This is a genomic window from Dactylosporangium sp. CA-052675 (genome assembly GCF_050947935.1).
In the GTDB taxonomy this organism is placed as follows: Bacteria; Actinomycetota; Actinomycetes; order Mycobacteriales; family Micromonosporaceae; genus Dactylosporangium.
The window spans coordinates 3,700,120-3,716,651 of sequence record NZ_CP192010.1; the positions used below are offsets into that span (position 1 = coordinate 3,700,120).

Annotated in this window: 16 protein-coding genes; 9 read left to right on the forward strand and 7 right to left on the reverse strand. The window is 75.3% G+C overall.

Annotated elements, in window-relative coordinates:
- Positions 1–767 precede the first annotated feature (767 nt).
- Complete coding sequence (locus ACQP1P_RS16845; RefSeq protein ID WP_433087611.1) at positions 768–1,220, reverse strand: hypothetical protein; 453 nt, start codon at positions 1,218–1,220, stop codon at positions 768–770.
- A gap of 427 nt (positions 1,221–1,647) precedes the next feature.
- Between ACQP1P_RS16845 and ACQP1P_RS16850 the strand changes: the two genes are divergently transcribed.
- A complete protein-coding gene (locus tag ACQP1P_RS16850) occupies positions 1,648–2,403 on the forward strand; it encodes a methyltransferase (RefSeq protein ID WP_433087612.1) in 756 nt (251 codons plus the stop codon).
- 61 nt (positions 2,404–2,464) lie between these two features.
- Here the strand turns inward: ACQP1P_RS16850 and ACQP1P_RS16855 are convergent, their stop codons facing one another.
- Positions 2,465–2,644, reverse strand: coding sequence for a LuxR C-terminal-related transcriptional regulator (locus ACQP1P_RS16855; protein WP_433090024.1), 180 nt, complete (start codon positions 2,642–2,644; stop codon positions 2,465–2,467).
- 17 nt (positions 2,645–2,661) lie between these two features.
- On the opposite strand from ACQP1P_RS16855, the gene ACQP1P_RS16860 reads away from it, so the two are divergent.
- A complete protein-coding gene (locus tag ACQP1P_RS16860) occupies positions 2,662–3,123 on the forward strand; it encodes a PPOX class F420-dependent oxidoreductase (protein WP_433087613.1) in 462 nt (153 codons plus the stop codon).
- A 15-nt stretch (positions 3,124–3,138) separates the two neighbouring features.
- Complete coding sequence (locus tag ACQP1P_RS16865) at positions 3,139–3,786, forward strand: PHP-associated domain-containing protein (RefSeq protein WP_433087614.1); 648 nt, start codon at positions 3,139–3,141, stop codon at positions 3,784–3,786.
- Between the two features lie 397 nt (positions 3,787–4,183).
- Here ACQP1P_RS16865 and ACQP1P_RS16870 read toward each other — a convergent pair whose 3' ends face one another.
- The 3 genes from ACQP1P_RS16870 to ACQP1P_RS16880 all read right to left on the reverse strand — a co-directional run bounded on the left by ACQP1P_RS16870 (position 4,184) and on the right by ACQP1P_RS16880 (position 6,215).
- Positions 4,184–5,203 carry a medium chain dehydrogenase/reductase family protein gene (locus ACQP1P_RS16870; protein WP_433087615.1) on the reverse strand — a complete coding sequence of 340 codons (1,020 nt, stop codon included), beginning with the start codon at positions 5,201–5,203 and terminating at the stop codon, positions 4,184–4,186.
- A 62-nt stretch (positions 5,204–5,265) separates the two neighbouring features.
- The gene (locus ACQP1P_RS16875; RefSeq protein ID WP_433087616.1) at positions 5,266–5,808 is read right to left on the reverse strand and encodes a TetR/AcrR family transcriptional regulator; all 543 of its coding nucleotides are present in this window, start codon (positions 5,806–5,808) and stop codon (positions 5,266–5,268) included.
- A 32-nt stretch (positions 5,809–5,840) separates the two neighbouring features.
- Positions 5,841–6,215, reverse strand: a complete 375-nt coding sequence (locus ACQP1P_RS16880) for a winged helix-turn-helix transcriptional regulator (protein ID WP_433087617.1) — start codon at positions 6,213–6,215, stop codon at positions 5,841–5,843.
- 62 nt (positions 6,216–6,277) lie between these two features.
- Between ACQP1P_RS16880 and ACQP1P_RS16885 the strand changes: the two genes are divergently transcribed.
- The 3 genes from ACQP1P_RS16885 to ACQP1P_RS16895 all read left to right on the forward strand — a co-directional run bounded on the left by ACQP1P_RS16885 (position 6,278) and on the right by ACQP1P_RS16895 (position 10,393).
- On the forward strand, positions 6,278–6,892 hold the full coding sequence (locus ACQP1P_RS16885) for an NAD(P)-dependent oxidoreductase (protein WP_433087618.1): 615 nt from the start codon (positions 6,278–6,280) through the stop codon (positions 6,890–6,892).
- A gap of 30 nt (positions 6,893–6,922) precedes the next feature.
- Complete coding sequence (locus tag ACQP1P_RS16890; RefSeq protein ID WP_433087619.1) at positions 6,923–7,441, forward strand: MauE/DoxX family redox-associated membrane protein; 519 nt, start codon at positions 6,923–6,925, stop codon at positions 7,439–7,441.
- Between the two features lie 102 nt (positions 7,442–7,543).
- Positions 7,544–10,393 carry a BTAD domain-containing putative transcriptional regulator gene (locus tag ACQP1P_RS16895; protein ID WP_433087620.1) on the forward strand — a complete coding sequence of 950 codons (2,850 nt, stop codon included), beginning with the start codon at positions 7,544–7,546 and terminating at the stop codon, positions 10,391–10,393.
- Positions 10,394–10,401: 8 nt separating this feature from the next.
- On the opposite strand, the gene ACQP1P_RS16900 is transcribed toward ACQP1P_RS16895, so the two are convergent.
- The gene (locus tag ACQP1P_RS16900) at positions 10,402–11,871 is read right to left on the reverse strand and encodes an alpha/beta hydrolase (protein ID WP_433087621.1); all 1,470 of its coding nucleotides are present in this window, start codon (positions 11,869–11,871) and stop codon (positions 10,402–10,404) included.
- 188 nt (positions 11,872–12,059) lie between these two features.
- Between ACQP1P_RS16900 and ACQP1P_RS16905 the strand changes: the two genes are divergently transcribed.
- Together ACQP1P_RS16905 and ACQP1P_RS16910 are read left to right on the forward strand one after the other, a co-directional pair.
- Positions 12,060–14,429 (forward strand): phosphoketolase family protein, encoded by a 2,370-nt coding sequence (locus ACQP1P_RS16905; protein WP_433087622.1) that lies wholly within the window; start codon positions 12,060–12,062, stop codon positions 14,427–14,429.
- Positions 14,426–15,382, forward strand: a complete 957-nt coding sequence (locus ACQP1P_RS16910) for an Acg family FMN-binding oxidoreductase (RefSeq protein ID WP_433087623.1) — start codon at positions 14,426–14,428, stop codon at positions 15,380–15,382. The genes ACQP1P_RS16905 and ACQP1P_RS16910 overlap by 4 nt, the downstream gene beginning before the upstream one ends.
- Before the next feature lie 63 nt (positions 15,383–15,445).
- Here the strand turns inward: ACQP1P_RS16910 and ACQP1P_RS16915 are convergent, their stop codons facing one another.
- The gene (locus ACQP1P_RS16915; protein ID WP_433087624.1) at positions 15,446–16,276 is read right to left on the reverse strand and encodes a universal stress protein; all 831 of its coding nucleotides are present in this window, start codon (positions 16,274–16,276) and stop codon (positions 15,446–15,448) included.
- Between the two features lie 75 nt (positions 16,277–16,351).
- Between ACQP1P_RS16915 and ACQP1P_RS16920 the strand changes: the two genes are divergently transcribed.
- Positions 16,352–16,522, forward strand: coding sequence for a hypothetical protein (locus tag ACQP1P_RS16920; protein ID WP_433087625.1), 171 nt, complete (start codon positions 16,352–16,354; stop codon positions 16,520–16,522).
- Positions 16,523–16,532 lie beyond the last annotated feature (10 nt).

Consider the following 16,532-nt stretch of genomic DNA (forward strand, 5'->3'; position numbering starts at 1 on the left):
GGCAGGCGGCGGGAGTGCTCGATGGGCGAGGCATCTCCTGGCGATCGCTCGATTGAGCAACTCGTCGTCGACGGCCTGCGGTTGTTCCGACAACCTTACGTCGATGGCGGCCGTGGCTTCTCCGGCGGCCGCGTCGTTCACAACACGTCGTCAGTGTGAACCGAGCAGGACGAACGTCGGCGACCGGCCGCGGGTACACGCAACCACGATCAAAATCGGTCGAATGGTCAACTGTTGGTTGAACGGACCGACAAGAAGCCCCAGCCAAGGCGGGCCCGGTCATCGTCGACGACGAACGGCCGTCGGCGCCGCACTCTCGCAGTGGCTTGTGCGGAACCTGATCAACGGCGACCCGACAGTTCGTCCACATTCGGTTGGCGCGCCCAGAATTAGCAAGGCGTGCTCCATGTTGAGATCAAGACGGCCGGTCTTCACATCATCATCACCTTGAGGCGGTATGAACGATCTCCAGGAGCCTGTCGACTGCTTTGCGCAGCTGTCGCAGCCCGTTCGGACGAGGCCGCATGTCCCGTACCGTGCCCGACCTCGCGTCTAGGGTCAGCACGACTGCAAGATGCCCGCTCATCGGCTCCGCGCGCCGAGTCGCCCGCTGGGCCGTCACGTGCTGTAGCGCGCGGATCGTGGCATATGCGCGCGGCTGGTCAAGCGGTGGTCGCCGATTCTCGGGTGCCGCGGACGCGCCGCGCGGGGTGCTGATGGGCACGCCTTCGACCTGGTGGGCGAGTCGGACTGAGGTCGGCGGGGCGTCAGCCGCGGTCCGGTGCCGGCCGGTGCCCGTAGTGGTGTTCGTGCACCAGGGGGTCGGTCTCGACGATGAAGTCGATGACCTGCCAAAAGTCGCTGATCTTAGAATGGGCAAGTGCGTCGGCTCGGCTGAGCTTCGAACCGAACAACGGGCCGTCCGGTGCCACGGCAGCCGCGTCGACGGCTGTAGCGGCGGGAAGCGGGCTGTTGCTGACGGGGCCGAACCTGCACCCGAACGTCACATGGTCGTGGTAGTCGGTGCCTTCACCCCACGTACCGAAGACCACGTCGATCCAGCTCTCCCGGACATCGCCGTGGTCGTAGCAGGCTGCGGAAAAGAGCGCGTACGGCCGGTGGTCGCGTACGACCATCGACCACGTGCGTCGGCTGAGCTGACCGCAGCAGTCACAGATCTTCTCCGTGCCGCCGCGGTAGGACTCGTCGGTGGTGAACACCAGGGCATCCTGCCGGGCGCGGAGCCCTCGTTCAAGAGCATCGGTCTCTCAGGAGTTCCAGGCGAGGGCGGCCAGCCGCCATGACGACTCGCCGACCTGCTTCACGCACCCCTGATGACCGCTCGCTTCGCCGGAACTGGGCAGCCCGCCGGGCCATCCGAGGAGCGGTGGTCGGCCACGCGCGGTGATCGGCGAGCTCGGCTGGAGCGAGGCTTTGTCGGCGTTGATTCCGTGTCGCAGTGACACAGCCGTGGTAGGCCGGGAAGATGTGGGGGTGAATTCGTCGCAGCCTCTCGCCGGCCCCGGGTCCGAGCCGGACACGACCGCCGGCGGGCCGGTGCATGCCGCTGGCGCGGGGTCCGGCTCCCCATCCCCGCGCACTGCGGGGTCCGCCCCGGATCACCGCTATCTGCTCGACAACGTCCGGGTGGAGGCGGGCGAGCGGTTCACCTGGCTGGCCGAACTGTTCGACGGCGTCACCCGGGGGCACTTCGACCGGCTCGGAGTGCGGGCGGGCTGGCGCTGCTGGGAGGTCGGCGCCGGAGGCCCCAGCATTCCCGCGGCACTCGCCGAAGCCGTCGGGCCAACCGGTTACGTGCTGGCCACGGACATCAATCCGGCCTGGCTGGACCCGCACGGCGGGTACGAGGTGCTCCGGCACGACGTGGTCGGGGACCCGCCGCCGCAGCCGGGCACGTTCGACCTGGTGCACGCCCGGCTCGTGCTCGTCCACCTGCCCGACCGGGCCCGGGCGCTGGCGACGATGGTGGCGGCGCTGCGGCCCGGCGGCTGGCTGTTGGTCGAGGACGCCGACACCGAGCTGCAGCCGCTGGCCTGCCTCGATGAGGTCGGCCCGGCCCAGCGGCGCGCCAACCGGCTGCGGCGTGCCGTGCGGGAGCTGATGACCGGCCGCGGCGCCGACCTGCGCTTCGGCCGTACGCTGCCGCGGGCGTTGCGGGCCGTCGGCCTGGTCGATGTCGCGGCGGGTGGCTCCTTCCCGGTCGGCGGGGTCGCCTGCGACCGGCTGGAGGCCGCGACGGTGCGCATGGTCCGCGCCGAACTGCTCGCCGCCGGATTGGCCGACGACGCCGAGATCGACGCGCACCTGGCCGCCATCGATGCCGGCGAGCTCGACCTCACCCTCGCGCCGCTGATCTCCGCATGGGGACGCCGCCCCGAATAGCCCCCGCGGATGAACTGCCCAGACGTAAGAGCATCGCCGTGGACGTGGAGGGCTTCGGGCCTCAGGCCGGACTCGTAGGCGAGGACCACGGCCTGGACGCGGTCGCGCAGGCCGAGCTGGCCAGCAGGTTCGACAGGTGCGTCTTGACCGTGTGCTCGGTGACGAACAGGGCCGCGGCGACTTCGGCGTTGGACTGCCCGCGGGCGGCCCGGCGGGGGAGCGTCCCTCCCAGGAGCCAGATCCGGGTACGGTCGGCTCATGGCACGCAAAATCGCGACGAACGACACCGTCGACCGGGCCGCGCTCGTCGAGTTCCTGGGCCCGCGCCACCACGCGATCGTCATCACCACCCGCGCCGACGGCCGCCCGCAGGCCTCGCCGGTGACGTGCGGGGTGGACACGCAGGGGCGCATCGTCGTCTCGACGTATCCGGATCGGGCCAAGGCGGCGAACCTGCGCCGCGACCCGCGGGTGTCGGTGCTGGTCCTGTCCGACGAGTGGAACGACGCCTGGGTCCAGGTCGACGGCACCGCCGAGGTCATCGACATGCCGGAGGCGCTGGAGCCGCTGGTGGAGTACTTCCGCTGCATCTCCGGCGAGCACCCGGACTGGGACGAGTACCGTCAGGCCATGCGCGACCAGGGCAAGTCCCTCATCCGCATCACGATCGACCGCTGGGGCCCGGTGGCCACCGGCGGCTTCCCGGCCCGCCTGGCCTGACCCGGTCGTGAGCCGGTGCCCTGGTACCGCGGCGACTGCCACGTCCACTCCGCGCGCAGCACCGGCGGCGAGCTGACGCCGGAGCAGGTCGTCGCCGAGGCGCGCGCCGCCGGGCTCGACTTCATCGCGGTCACCGAGCACAACACGACCGACACGTACGAGCGGTTCCTGGCCGTCGCCGGGGACCTGCTCGTGCTGCGCGGCGTGGAGCACACCACCCCGGACGGGCACTGGCTGGAGATCGAGGGCGGGCTGCGCATCGCGGCGCACCCGTTCGCGCCGTACCCGACGGGCACCATGCGCCGGCCCTGGGAGGAGTTCGACTGCGTCGAGGTCTGGAACGGGCTGTGGGCCTCCGACCGGCCCTGGAACGCCGACAACGAGGCCGCCCTCGCCGAGTGGAAGCGCCGCCTCGGCGCCGGGTGGCGCCAGCCCGCCATCGGCGGCAGCGACGCCCACCTCGCCGGGCAGCTCGGCACGCCGCACACCGTCGTGCGGGCCGAGGCGCTGAACCCCGCGGCGATCGTCGCCGGGCTGCGCGCCGGGCACAGCTGGATCGCCGGCGAGCCGGGCCTGCGGTTGGACCCGGGCGCGTCGCCGCTCGAGGTGCGCCACCCTGACGGCTCCATGGCCGCGTTGCGCAATCCCTTCGACCTTGCCTAGGTCCGGGCCCGCCGGTGGGGCGACGGCCACCGCGAGGACCAGGGACGCGGGCGGACACCCAGGCCGCGGACGTCGATGACGCGCCGGCCCGGCTCCCGGCGCCGCACCGGGCGGCACCACGGGACGCGCGCTGTCGGCGTCCCGTCCGGTGGCGCCGACGTGCACCGCGCGATCGCCGACGGCCGCTGCGCGAACCGGCGCCGCACCGGGCCGCACCACGGGACGCGCGCCGTCGGCGTCCCGGCCGGTGGCGCCGACGTGCGCCGCGTGATCGCCGACGGCCGCTGCGCGAACCGGCGCCGCGCACGGCTGCTCACCGCGCGGGTTCGCGGTGGTGCGGGGTCCCTGGCGCGGTGCCCGCGCCCGGGACCCGTCCGTCCCGGTTCGGGGGTGCGGCTCAGGGGATCAGGACGACCTTGCCGGCGACGGTGCCGGACTCGGCGAGGCGCACGGCCTCGGCGGCCTCGCGCAGGGGGACGCGGGCGGCGACCTGGGCGGTCAGCGACCCGGCGGCGAGCAGGGCGAAGACGTTCGTGAGGTCCTCGCGCAGCCGCGCCTGGAACGCGGCCCGGCGGCGCCGTCCGGCCCACAGGTTGTAGAAGCCGGCCCGGCGCCCGTTCGGCGCGAGGTTCCACCACAGCAGCCGCCCGAACAGGGCCAGGACGGGCAGCCTCGGATTGCCGGCGACGTCGCGGGTGGCGGCCGTGCCGTAGGACACCAGCGCCCCGCCCCGCCGCACGAGCCGCCAGGACTCGAGGATCCCCGGCCCGCCCACGTGGTCGAAGACGCCGTCGTAGCCGTCCGGGGCCAGGGCGCGGGCCTTCGCGTGCAGCTGCGGGTCGCGGTAGTCGATCGGCTCGGCCCCGAGCGCGCGCACGGCGGCGTGGTGGCGCGGCGCGGCGGTGCCGACCACCCGGATCCCCGCGTGCCGGGCGAGCTGGACGAGGGTGGAGCCGACGCCGCCGTTGGCCCCGAGGACCAGGATCGTGCCGCCGCGGGGCACCCGGGCCATGCGGTGCAGCATCTGCCAGGCGGTGACCCCGTTGACCACGACCGTCTCGGCGTCGGCGGAGTCGACACCGTCCGGCACCGGCACGAGGTCGCCGGCGTCGACGAGCGCCGCGGTGGCCCAGCCGCCGATCTTCGTGACGGCCGCGACCCGGGTGCCGACGAGGGCGCCGTCGACGCCCGGCCCGACCCGCTCCACCCGGCCGACCAGGTCGTAGCCGGGCACGAAGGGGAACTTGGGCTGGTCGTAGTACTTGCCGCGGCGCATCTGCTGCTCGGCGAACGACACCCCGCTCGCCTCGACGCGGACGAGGGCCTGGCCGGCGCCCGGGGCGGGGAGATCCCGGTCGCGGAGCTGGAGGCCGGCGGCGTCGACGATGCCGGGCAGGACGATCTCGGTGGCGTGCATGGCGTTCCTCCCGAAGTAAGTATGTGTGCACTGACTGACAAAAGCGGGCAACAAAAAGCGCACTACGGCACGTGCCGCATGCCGAACGTGAGCGCGTGCGCCCAGGACTCGTCCACGGTGTCGAGCCCGGCGGTGACGATGAGGTGGCACAGCTGGCCGTAGGCGACGAACCGCTGGATCTGCTCGTCGTCCGCGCCCTGGACGCGCAGGAAGTCGACCAGGCGCCGGTAGCCCGACCGGACCGCGGCCCCGACCTCCGGCACGTCGCTGACGCTCTGCGCGTGGACCTGCAGCATGAGCAGGTCCTTGTCGGCGATGAGCTCGGCGTAGGCGTCGCCGAGGTATTCGAGCACCAGTGCGGGGCTCTTGCCGGCCACCTCGTCGGCCGCCGTCTCCAGCGTGGTGAGGATGCGGTCGTAGCACGCCTCGACGGCGGCCACGAACAGCCCGAGCTTGCCGGAGAAGAGCCGCAGCGCGTAGGCCTCCGAGATCCCCGCCGCCGCCGCGACGGCCGTGACCGGCGTGGCGTGATAGCCGTTGCGCGCGAAGACGGCGACGGCGCGATCGAGGAGGACGGCCCGGCGGGCCTCGGCGGTGCTGCGCATGTAAGTGAGTACACACAAACAAACGACGAATGTCAAGGATGGGAGGCGGTGGCCCGGACCGCGAGCAGCTCGGGCAGGTGGGCGTCGCTCCACGCCCGGAACGCCGCGATGACGGGCAGCAGGCTGGCGCCCAGCGGGGTCAGCGCGTACTCCACCCGCGGCGGATTCTCGTCGTGCGCGGTGCGCGTGACGAGCCCGTCGCGGCCCATCGCGCGCAGCGTGGCCGCGAGCACCTTCGGCGTCACGGCCCGCAGCGGCACCCGCAGCTCGGTGAACCGGCGCGGCCCGCCGCTCAGGCACAGCAGGACCATCCCGGTCCACTTGTCCCCGATCTGGAACGGCAGCGCGCCGGACGGGCACATCGGGTCGAACAGGTCCGGGTCCAGCGGCTCCCGCGGCACGGCCATCGCCCGAGCGTAGCGCCCGTATCGTTGCGGAAACCGGCCGCCCCGGCCCTAGGTTCGCGCCCATGAGAATCGCTGTGTTCGGAGGAAACGGGCGTGTCGGGCGGGCCGTCGTGGCGGAGGCGGTGCGCCGCGGGCACGCGCCCGTCGCGCTCGGGCGGGGCGCCGAGGTCACCGACGCGGCGCGGGTGCGCGAGGCCACGACCGGCTGCGACGCGGTCGTCAGCGCGGTCACGCCCGCGTCGGGGCCGCAGGAGCTGGCGCGGCTCGGCGACGCGTTCGACGGGCGGTTCTTCGCCCGCGCCGCCGAGGCCCTGCTCGCCGCCCGCCCGCCCCGGCTCGTGGTCGTCGGGCTGTTCGCGACGCTGCGCACCGCGGCCGGCGGCCTGGTGCTCGACGACCCCGCGGCCTTCCCGGCCGCCCTGCGCCCGTTCGCGCTCGCCCACCTCGCGGGCCTCGACCGGCTGCGCGCGGACGCCACCGGGGTCGACTGGGCCGTGCTCACCCCGACCGCCGGGCTCACCGGGGAGGGGCCGCGCACCGGGCGGTACACCCTCGGCGGCGAGACCGTCCCCGACGCGGACCCGCCGCTGTCCCACGCCGACCTGGCGGTCGCGGTGCTCGACGAGATCGAAGATCCGGGCGTTCGCAGGGGCCGCGCGAGCGTCCACGGGAGATAGGCTGTTCTCGATCACGGGGGAGGAACGCGCATGGGATACGTGGAAGTCGCGGCCAGGCTGCTGGTCGCGACCGTGTTCGTGGTGGCGCTCGCCGGGAAGATCGGCTCCGCCGGGGCCTACACCGCGTTCGCGGACTCGCTGCGGCAGATGCGCGTGGTGCCCCCGCGGCTCGTCGCGCCGGCCGCCGCCGGGTCGGTCGCGGCCGAGGTCGCCGTGGTCGCGCTGCTGCTCGTGCCCACGAGCTGGGCCGCCGTCGCCGGGTTCGTGATCGCCGCCGGGCTGCTCGCCGTCTTCGCCGGCGCCATCGCGCTCAGCCTCCGCACCGGCAACCGGGCACCCTGCCGGTGCTTCGGCGCCTCCACCACCCCGCTGGGCCGGGGGCACATCGTGCGCAACGCCGTGCTCGTCGCGATCGCCCTCGCCGGGCTCGCCGCCGCGGCCGGGGGCAGCGCCGTCGCCGTGCCGGGCGCGATCGTCGCCGGCGGCGCCGGGCTGGTCGCCGGGATCGTGGTCACCGCCTACGACGACATCGCCGCACTGTTCCGATAGCCGCCCCGCACCGCACACCGCAGCCGCCCGGCCGACGCGCCATGGCATCGACGGCTATCGTACGGCTACGAACGGGCTACGAAGCGCACACGGGGAGGTAGCGTGCGGTACCGGATGCTCGGCCCGCTGGAGATCGGCGAGGGCGACACGGTCTGGCGGCCGCGGGGCCGGCGCGAGCGGGCCATGCTCAGCGTCCTGCTCCTGCGCCCGGCCCGGCCCGTCGGGCTGGCCGAGCTCATCGACGCGACCTGGGACACCGCCCCGGCGACCGCCCGCCAGCAGGTGCACAGCACCGTCCACCGGCTGCGGACCATCCTCGGCGACGAGGCGGTGCGGACCGTCTCGTCCGGCTACCTCCTCGCCGCCGACCCCACCGAGATCGACCTCGGCGTCTTCACCGGCCTCGCCGCCGACGCCCGCCGGGCCGCCGCCGACGGGCGCGTCGAGGACGCCGTCGCGCTGTACCGCCGCGCCGCCGGCCTGTGGCGCGGCCCGGCCCTCGCCGACCTCGACACCCCGCCGCTGGCCGTCGAGGCGGCGCGCCTGGCCGAGCTGCGCCTGGCCGTGCTCGCCGAGCGCTTCGACGCCGAGCTCGCCGTCGGCGGGGACCCGCTGCCCGAGCTGGCCGCCCTCGTCGCCGAGCACCCCTACGCCGAACGCCTCCGCGCCCAGCTCATGACCGCCCTGCACCGCACCGGCCGGCGGGCCGAGGCGCTCGCGGTCTACCGCGACGGCCACCGCCGCCTCGTCGAGGACCTCGGCATCGAGCCCGGCGCGCACCTGCGCGAGCTGCAGCAGAGCATCCTGCTCGACGCCGAGGCCGACACCGGCATCGGGCCCGAGCCGCCGCCGGAGCGCGACGCGCCCTGCCTGCTGCCGCCGCCCCCGCGGCTGCTCGTCGGCCGCGAGGACGCCGTCGACTGGCTGCTGCGCCGGCTCGACGGCGACGGCGAGGAGACCCGCATCCTGGCCGTGTGCGGCGCGGCCGGGATCGGCAAGAGCGCGCTCGTGGTCGCGGTCGCGCACCGGGTCCGGGCGCGCTTCCCCGGTGGGCAGCTGCACGTGCGCCTCGGCGTGCCCGGAGGCGCGTGGGAGGCGCTCGCCTCGGTCCTCATCGCGCTCGGCGTCCCGCCCGCGGCCATCCCGGCCGGCGCGGGGGAGCGGGAGGCCCTCTACCGCGCCCGCCTCGCCGGCCGTCGCGTGCTGCTGGTGCTGGACGACGCGCCGGACGCGGCGACGGTACGCGCACTGAGCCCCGGCACCGGCGGCGTCGTGCTCGTGACGAGCCGCCCGCGCCTGCTCGGCCTCACCGAGGCCGACCACCTGGAGCTGGGGCTGCTCGGGCCGGGGCCGAGCCGGGCCCTGCTCGACCAGATCGTGGGCGCGAGCCGCACCGGGGCGGAGCCGGCCGCGACCGGCGACGTCATCCGGTACTGCGGCGGCCTGCCCCTGGCCCTGTGCGTCGCCGGCGCCCGCCTCGCCGGCCGGGCCGAGCTGCCCGTGGCCGCCTACTCGCAGCGCCTCGCCGACGAGCGCCGCCGCCTCGCCGCGCTGTCCACGCCGGACGGAGGGGTCGGGGCGAGCCTGCTGGTGTCGTACGTCGGCCTCGGCGCCCCGGCCCGCACCGCCCTGCGCCGCCTGAGCGCCCTGGCCACCCGGCCCTTCCCGGCGTGGACGGTCGCCGCCGCGATCGGCGACGAGCACGGGCCCGTCGACGCGGACGAGGTCGTCGACGAGCTCGCCGACGCGCAGCTGGTGCAGAGCGTCGGCACCTCCCGCTACCACCTGCACGACCTGGTGCGCATCTTCGCCGCCCAGCGCTGCGGCGAGGAGGACGACCCGGCCGCGGTGCGCGCCGCGGCCACCCGCATCTTCACCGGCTGGCTGTCCGCGGCCCTGGCCGCGGTCGAGCGCTTCAGCGGCGACCGCCCGGCCCGGGCCTGGGGCGTGGCCGAGCTCGCCGACGTCACCGACTGGTCGGTGCTCACCGACCCCCTCGCCTGGCTGGACGCCGAGGTCGGCTCGGTAGCGGCGGCCGTGCACCAGGCCCACGCCCACGGCCTGGACCAGCTGTGCTGGCGCCTGGCCTGGGTGCTGCGCAACTACCTGGAGACCCGCGGCCACTGGCAGCTGTGGGAGCAGACCACGCGGGCCGGGCTGCACGCGGCCCGCCGCATCGGCGACCGGGTCGGCGAGGCCTGCATGCTCGTCTCCCTCGCGCAGCGGGTGGCCTCGGAGGGCGGCAGCGTCGACGACGGCGACGCCGTGGCCGCCTACGAGATCTTCGACGCGGCCGGGCACGCCGTCGGCCGCTCGGTGGCGCTGTTCGCGATGGCCGAGATCGCCGAGTGGCGCCACGACGGCGACGACGTGCGCCGCCACTTCCGGCGCGCGATCGCCGCGGCGCGGGAGGGCGGGGACGAGTACATGGCCGTCAACGCCGAGGCCAAGCTCGTGCGCTGGGAGCACGAGGACGATCCCGACGCCCCCGCGGTCGCCGACGCCTACCGCGACTGCCGCGACCGATTGCGCGGCATCGGCGCCGTCCGGCAGGCGGCGATGATGGAGCGGCGGCTCGGCATGTGGTACGAGGCCCACGCCCGCCATCCCGAGGCCCTCGCCTGCTTCCGGCGCAGCCTGCGCGACGCCCAGCAGCTGCGGGACGAGACCGGGGTGGCGTACCTGAGCCTCGACCTCGGCCGCCTCGACGCCGCCGACGGCCGCGGGCCGGCCGCCGCCGAGCGCTTCACCGAGGCGCTGAGCATGTTCGCCCGCCACGGCGACGAGACCGGCGCGGCCCGGGCCCGCCTCGAGCTCGGCCGGCTGCGGGTCGCCGAGGGCCGCGTCGAGGAGGCCCGCACCCTGCTGCGCACCGCCCACGACCGCTTCGCCGAGCTCGGTCACGCCCACTGGTGCGAGCACGCGGCCCTCGCCCTGGCCACCCTGGGATAGCCCTGGTCTCAGCCCAGCACCGGCAGCACGACCGCGACCGGCCACGCGACGGTCAGGGCGCCGGCCAGGACCGTGCGCCACCACGGGCGGCCGGCCGCCGCGCACACCGCGACGTGCAGCCCGACCAGCACCAGGACCAGCGGCGAGATGAGGGCCAGGAACCCCGGCGCGACGCCGATCAGCGACGCCACCGGCATCGGCAGGCACAGGGCGACGACCGCGGCGTAGCTCCACGGCGTCCCGAGCAGCGCGTGCGCCCCGGCGAGCAGGGCCGCCACGGCCAGGGCGAGCAGCGCGACGACCCACCAGTCCGGCCCGTGCGGCGCGACGTCGGTCAGCCCGGCGTGCACCGGCAGGACGACGGCGGCGAACGCCGCGGCCGCGAGCAGACCGGCCCGGGCGAGCGCCGCGGCGGACGGCCGGGCGAGCCGGGCCGTGCGGTCAGGGCGGTCAGGGCGGGCAGGGTGGTCAGGGCGGGCAGGGTGGTCAGGGCGGCGCAGGAGCAGCGCGGCGGCGACGAGCGCGGCGCCGCACCCCGCGAAGTAGCCGGTGAGGTATCCGGTCACGGTGTTGGGCAGCGCGTGGGCCAGCGCCACCCCGGCCAGCTCGCCCGGGATCGGCGCCACCAGCACCGCCCCGACGCGCAGGCCGGGGCGATCGCGGTCCGGCGGCGCCGGTGCGGCCCCGGTCCGCCCCGACAGCAGCGCGCCGATCAGGATCAGCAGGCCGCCGACCAGGCTCAGGCCGCCCGGGACCAGCCGGCCCTTGGCCGCGATGACGGGCCGCTGCGGGTGGTGGCCGAGCGCCCGGTCGAGCCACCGGGCCGTCTCGTGGTGGGTGCGGTCGGCGAAGAGGACGCCGATGTGCTCGACCAGCGGCACCCGCACCACCCGCTCGGCGCCGGTCGCCTCGGTGGTCGAGGCGATCCCGGACGGCTCGAACGCGCCGTACATCGCCAGCAGGTGCCGCGGCCCCGGCCGGGTCGCCGCCGCCGCGTCGTCGCCGATCGAGATGGCCACGGTGGCCGCGATCGACCGGTCGGCGGCGCCGGCCCGCACCACGGCGGCCGCGCCCATCGAGTGCCCGACCAGCGCGAGGCGGGCCGGGTCGGCGTCGGGCAGCCCGCGCACGTAGCGCACCACCGCGGCCAGGTCCCGGTCGAGCGCGGCCTCGGTGAGCCGCTGCGGGTTGGCGCCGTGGCCGGCCAGGTCGGGCAGGGCCACCAGGTAGCCCCGCCGGGCGAGGGTGTCGGCGAACGGGCGCATGAGGCGGCCGGAGCCGGCGTACCCGTGCACGACCACCACGACCGGCCGCGCCGCCCCGCCCGCCGCGGCGCCGTCGGGACGGACGAGCTCCACCGGCACCGTGCCGACGTGGACCGAGGTCGTGCGCAGCCCGCGGCCCGCGGTCGCGAACCCGGCGACGCCGGCCGCGAGGAGCACGATGCCGAGCACAAGCGTCAGGCGCGCCCTAAGCATGCGCCCGTTGTACCAGCCCCCGACGAGCCCGCGGGGTGACGGGGGTCACCCCGGCCGCCGGGCGCGCCGGTCACCTCCCCGAACCCGGGCGCCGCGGGTCCCGGGAATTCCGGGACCTCCGGCCCTGACGGGTCGCCTTCGTTACGGTCACCCTAGAAGTGGAGGCCGCGAGGGAAACGGGAGAGGTCATGACACAGCGCCTGCGTGCTGAGCTCGACGAGACCGAGGTCGCGCAGCTGGATGCGTGGTGGAGGGCGAACAACTACCTCACGATCGGGCAGATCTACCTGCAAGCCAATCCGCTGCTGCGCCGGCCGCTGGAGCCCGGGGACATCAAGCCCCGGCTGCTCGGGCACTGGGGCACCAGCCCGGGGCTGTCGTTCATCTACGCGCACCTGTCCCGGCTCATCAAGCGGACCGGGCAGCACGCCATCTACCTCGCCGGGCCCGGGCACGGCGGGCCGGCGCTCGTCGCCGCCGGCTACCTCGAGGGCACCTACACCGAGGTGTACCCGGGCGTGACCCAGGACGAGCCCGGGATGCTCCAGCTGTTCCGGCAGTTCTCGGCCCCCGGCGGCATCCCCAGCCACGTGTCGGTCACCACCCCCGGCTCCATCCACGAGGGCGGCGAGCTCGGCTACGTGCTCGTGCACGCCTTCGGCGCCGTCATGGACAACCCCGGGCTGCTCGCCGTCGCCGTCGTCGGCGACGGGGAGGCCGAGACCGGGCCGCTGGAGGGCTCCTGGAAGGGCGTCTCGTTCATCAACCCGGCCCGCGACGGGGCCGTGCTGCCGATCCTGCACCTCAACGGGGCCAAGATCGCCGGCCCGACGGTGCTCGGGCGCAAGGACCCCGCGGAGGTACGGTCGCTGCTCGAAGGCCACGGCTACGACGTCCTCGAGGTCGAGGGCGGCGACCTGCCCGGCATGCACCACCGCTTCGCCGCCGTGCTCGCCGAGGCGTACGAGCGCATCAGGGCCATCCAGGACGCCGCCCGCGACGGCGACTGGGACGGCACCCGGCCGCGCTGGCCGCTCATCGTGCTGCGCTCGCCCAAGGGCTGGACCGGGCCCGAGGAGGTCGACGGCGTCCAGGTCACCGGGACGTGGCGCTCGCACCAGGTGCCGCTCTCCGGCGTCAAGGACAACCCCGAGCACCTCCGGCTGCTCGAGGAGTGGCTGAAGTCCTACCGGCCGGAGGAGCTGTTCGAGGCCGACGGCTCGCCCGTCGCCGCCGTGCGGGCCCTCGCGCCCGACGGTGCCCTGCGGATGAGCGCCAGCCCGCACGCGAACGGCGGCGTGCTCACCGAGGACCTCGACCTGCCCGACTTCCGCAAGTACGCGATCGACGTCGACCGGCCCGGCACCGTCCGCGCCGAGTCGACCCGCCGCCTCGGCGAGCTGCTGCGCGACGTGTACCGCGACAACCCCGACCGCTTCCGGCTCTTCTGCCCGGACGAGACCAACAGCAACCGGCTCGGCGCCGTGTTCGACGTGTCCGACCGGGCGTTCATGGAGCGCGTCACCGACGCGGACGTGGCCATCGGCCGCGACGGGCGGGTCATGGAGGTGCTGTCGGAGCACAACTGCCACGGCTGGCTCGAGGGCTACAACCTCACCGGGCGCCACGGCATGTTCGCCACCTACGAGGCGTTCGCGATGGTGTCGGCGTCGCAGACGGTACAGCACGGAAAATGGCTCCAGGAGGCCAAACGGCTGGCGTGGCGGGCGAAGGTGCCCAGCCTCAACGTGCTGCTCACCTCGACCGCGTGGCGCAACGACCACAACGGCTTCAGCCACCAGGGCCCCGGGCTCATCCAGGTCGTGCTGACCCAGCGCGGCGACGTGGCCCGCGTCTACCTGCCGCCGGACGCCAACTGCCTGCTCTCCGTGGCCGACCACTGCCTGCGCTCGCGCTCCTACATCAACCTCATCGTCATCGACAAGCAGCCGCAGCTGCAGTGGCTGTCGATGGAGGCCGCGGCCGAGCACTGCGCCCGCGGCGCCGGGATCTGGGACTGGGCCGGCACCGACGACGGCACCACGGACCCCGACATCGTGCTCGCCTGCGCCGGCGACGTGGTCACCATGGAGACCGTCGCGGCCGCGCGCATCCTGCGCGAGCGGCTGCCGAAGCTGCGCGTCCGGGTCGTCAACGTCGTGGACCTCATGACCCTGCCGCGGCCGAAGGATCACCCGCACGGGATGAGCGGGACCCAGTTCACGGAGCTGTTCACCGACACCGTCGACGTGGTCTTCGCCTTCCACGGCTACCCGGGCGCCATCCACCAGCTGGTGCACGGGCGCCCCGACGCCGACCGGTTCCGGGTCCGCGGCTTCGTGGAGGAGGGCACCACCACGACCCCGTTCGACATGACGGTTCGCAACCGCGTCTCGCGGTACCACCTCGTCATGGACGCCATCAACAACGCCAAGCGGCTCCCGGCCGGTGCCACCGAGCTCAAGGCGTGGTGCGAGCGGAAGCTGTCCGAGCACGGGACGTACGTCGTCGAGCACCTCGAGGACATGCCCGACGTGCGGGACTGGAGCCTGTCATGACCACTGCATCCGACGCGCTGGCCGCGGCGGCGGACGCCGCCCGGCTCGCCCCCTCCGTGCACAACACCCAGCCGTGGCGCTGGGTGGTGCGCGGCGACACGCTCGAGCTCTACGCCGTGCCCGAGCGGCAGCTGCGCGAGCAGGACGCCGACGGCCGGCTCATGGTGCTCAGCTGCGGCGCGGCCCTGCACCACGCGCTCGTGGCCCTGGCCGCCGAGGGCTGGCGGGCCGAGGTCGAGCGCCCGGCCGGCGAGCCCCTCGCCGTCGTGCGGGCGGTCGAGCACACGCCGGCCGATCCGCACGACATGCACCGGCTGCAGCTGCTGCGGGTGCGCCGCACCGACCGGCGCGCGGTCACCGAGGAGCCGGTGGCGCCCGAGGTCCTGGAGGCCCTCGCGGCCGGCGCCCGCCGCGGCGGGGCCCGGCTGCACGTGCTGGACCGCGACCAGGTGCTCCAGCTCGCGGTGATGATCGAGCACTCCGGGGAGGCCCAGCGCCGCGACGAGCGGATGCGGGCCGAGACCGCGGGCTGGGTCGGCGGGGAGCGCCCCGGCGGCACCGGCGTCCCGTCCAGCGCCCTGCCGGCGCAGAACCCGCGCACCACGGTCGCCGAGCGCGACTTCGGCGTGCCGGGCACCCTCGCCGCGGGTGAGGGGCACGACAACGCGGCGAACTACGCGATCCTGTACGGCGACGGCGACGAGGCCCCCGACTGGCTGGCCGCCGGCGAGGCGCTGGGCGAGCTGTGGCTGACCGCGACCGGGCGCGGCGCCGCCGTGCTGCCGCTGAGCAGCCCGGTCGAGCTCGAGTTCACCCGCGCGGCGCTGCGGCGGATGCTGGGCGACGTCGGCTGGCCCTACCTCGTGCTGCGCCTCGGCGTCGCCGACCCGGAGCACGCGGGCCCGCCGCACACCCCGCGGCTCACCTCCGAGGAAGTGATCACCGTCGAGTAGCGCGTCGGGCAGGCGTCGTGATGGCCGATGGGGCCCGGATTCTTCCGGGCCCCGTCGGCGTCCTCAGTGGACGATCAGCACCGGGCAGTCGGCGTGGTGCATGAGCTGCTGGCCGACCGAGCCGAGCAGCAGGCCCGAGAAGCCGCCGTGACCGCGGCTGCCGAGCACCACCAGGGTCGCCGTGCGCGAGGCGTCCACCAGGACCTCGGCGGGGCGGCCGGCGGCGACCAGCTTGGCCACGGGCACGTCCGGGAACTTGGCGGACCAGGTGCCCAGCGTCTCCTCCAGCCCGGCCCGCTCCCGCGCGTCGTCGGCGATGCCGGGGTCGTAGGCGCGCACCGCGACCAGGGCCCGGCCGCGGGCCTGGGCCGCCTCGAAGGCGAGGCCGAGGGCGCGGTCGCCCGGCACGGAGCCGTCCACCCCGACGACCACCGGGCCGAAGGACGGGTCCGACCGGCCGCGCACCACGGCCACCGGCACCTTCGCGTGGGTCGCCACCTGCTGGCTCACCGAGCCCAGCAGGAGGTTGGCCAGCCCGCCCGCGCCGCGGTTGCCCACGACGAGCATGCGGGCGCCGGCGTCGCCCAGGCCGAGCAGCGTCGCCGCGGCCGAGGACGGCGCGCACACGCCGGACACCTCGACGGCGCCCGTGCGGTCGCGCATCTCGGCGATGATGTCGGCGAGGATCGACTCGGCCGCCTGGCGGGCCGCGTCGACCTGCTCGGCGATGGCGGCGTAGTAGGCACCGGGCCAGGCGATCTCGTACGTGGTGACGATCTGCAGGCGGCTGCCGGTCCGCCCGGCCTCGGCCGCGGCCCACTCGACGGCGCGCCGCGCCTCGGGCGAGCCGTCGTAGCCGACAACGATCCCCTGCGGGTCCGCGTGTGTGCTCATCGGTTCCTCCTCACGCTGGTTCCCCGACTCCAGCGTGCGCCCGTGACGGCACCGTGCGCAGGGCCGGAGGGCCCGGTGCGCGCGGGTATCGTCGCGGTCGTGGCCCGCGCCCGGCTCATCCGCCCGATCGCCCTCGGCGTCGCGCTGCTCGCCGGCGGATGGCTCGTCGTCAGCGGCCCGCCCGGCGCCTCCGTGCCGGCCTCGGCGTCGCGAGATCCGGACCCCGGGCCGGCTCGGCACGAGTGACCGGACCGGG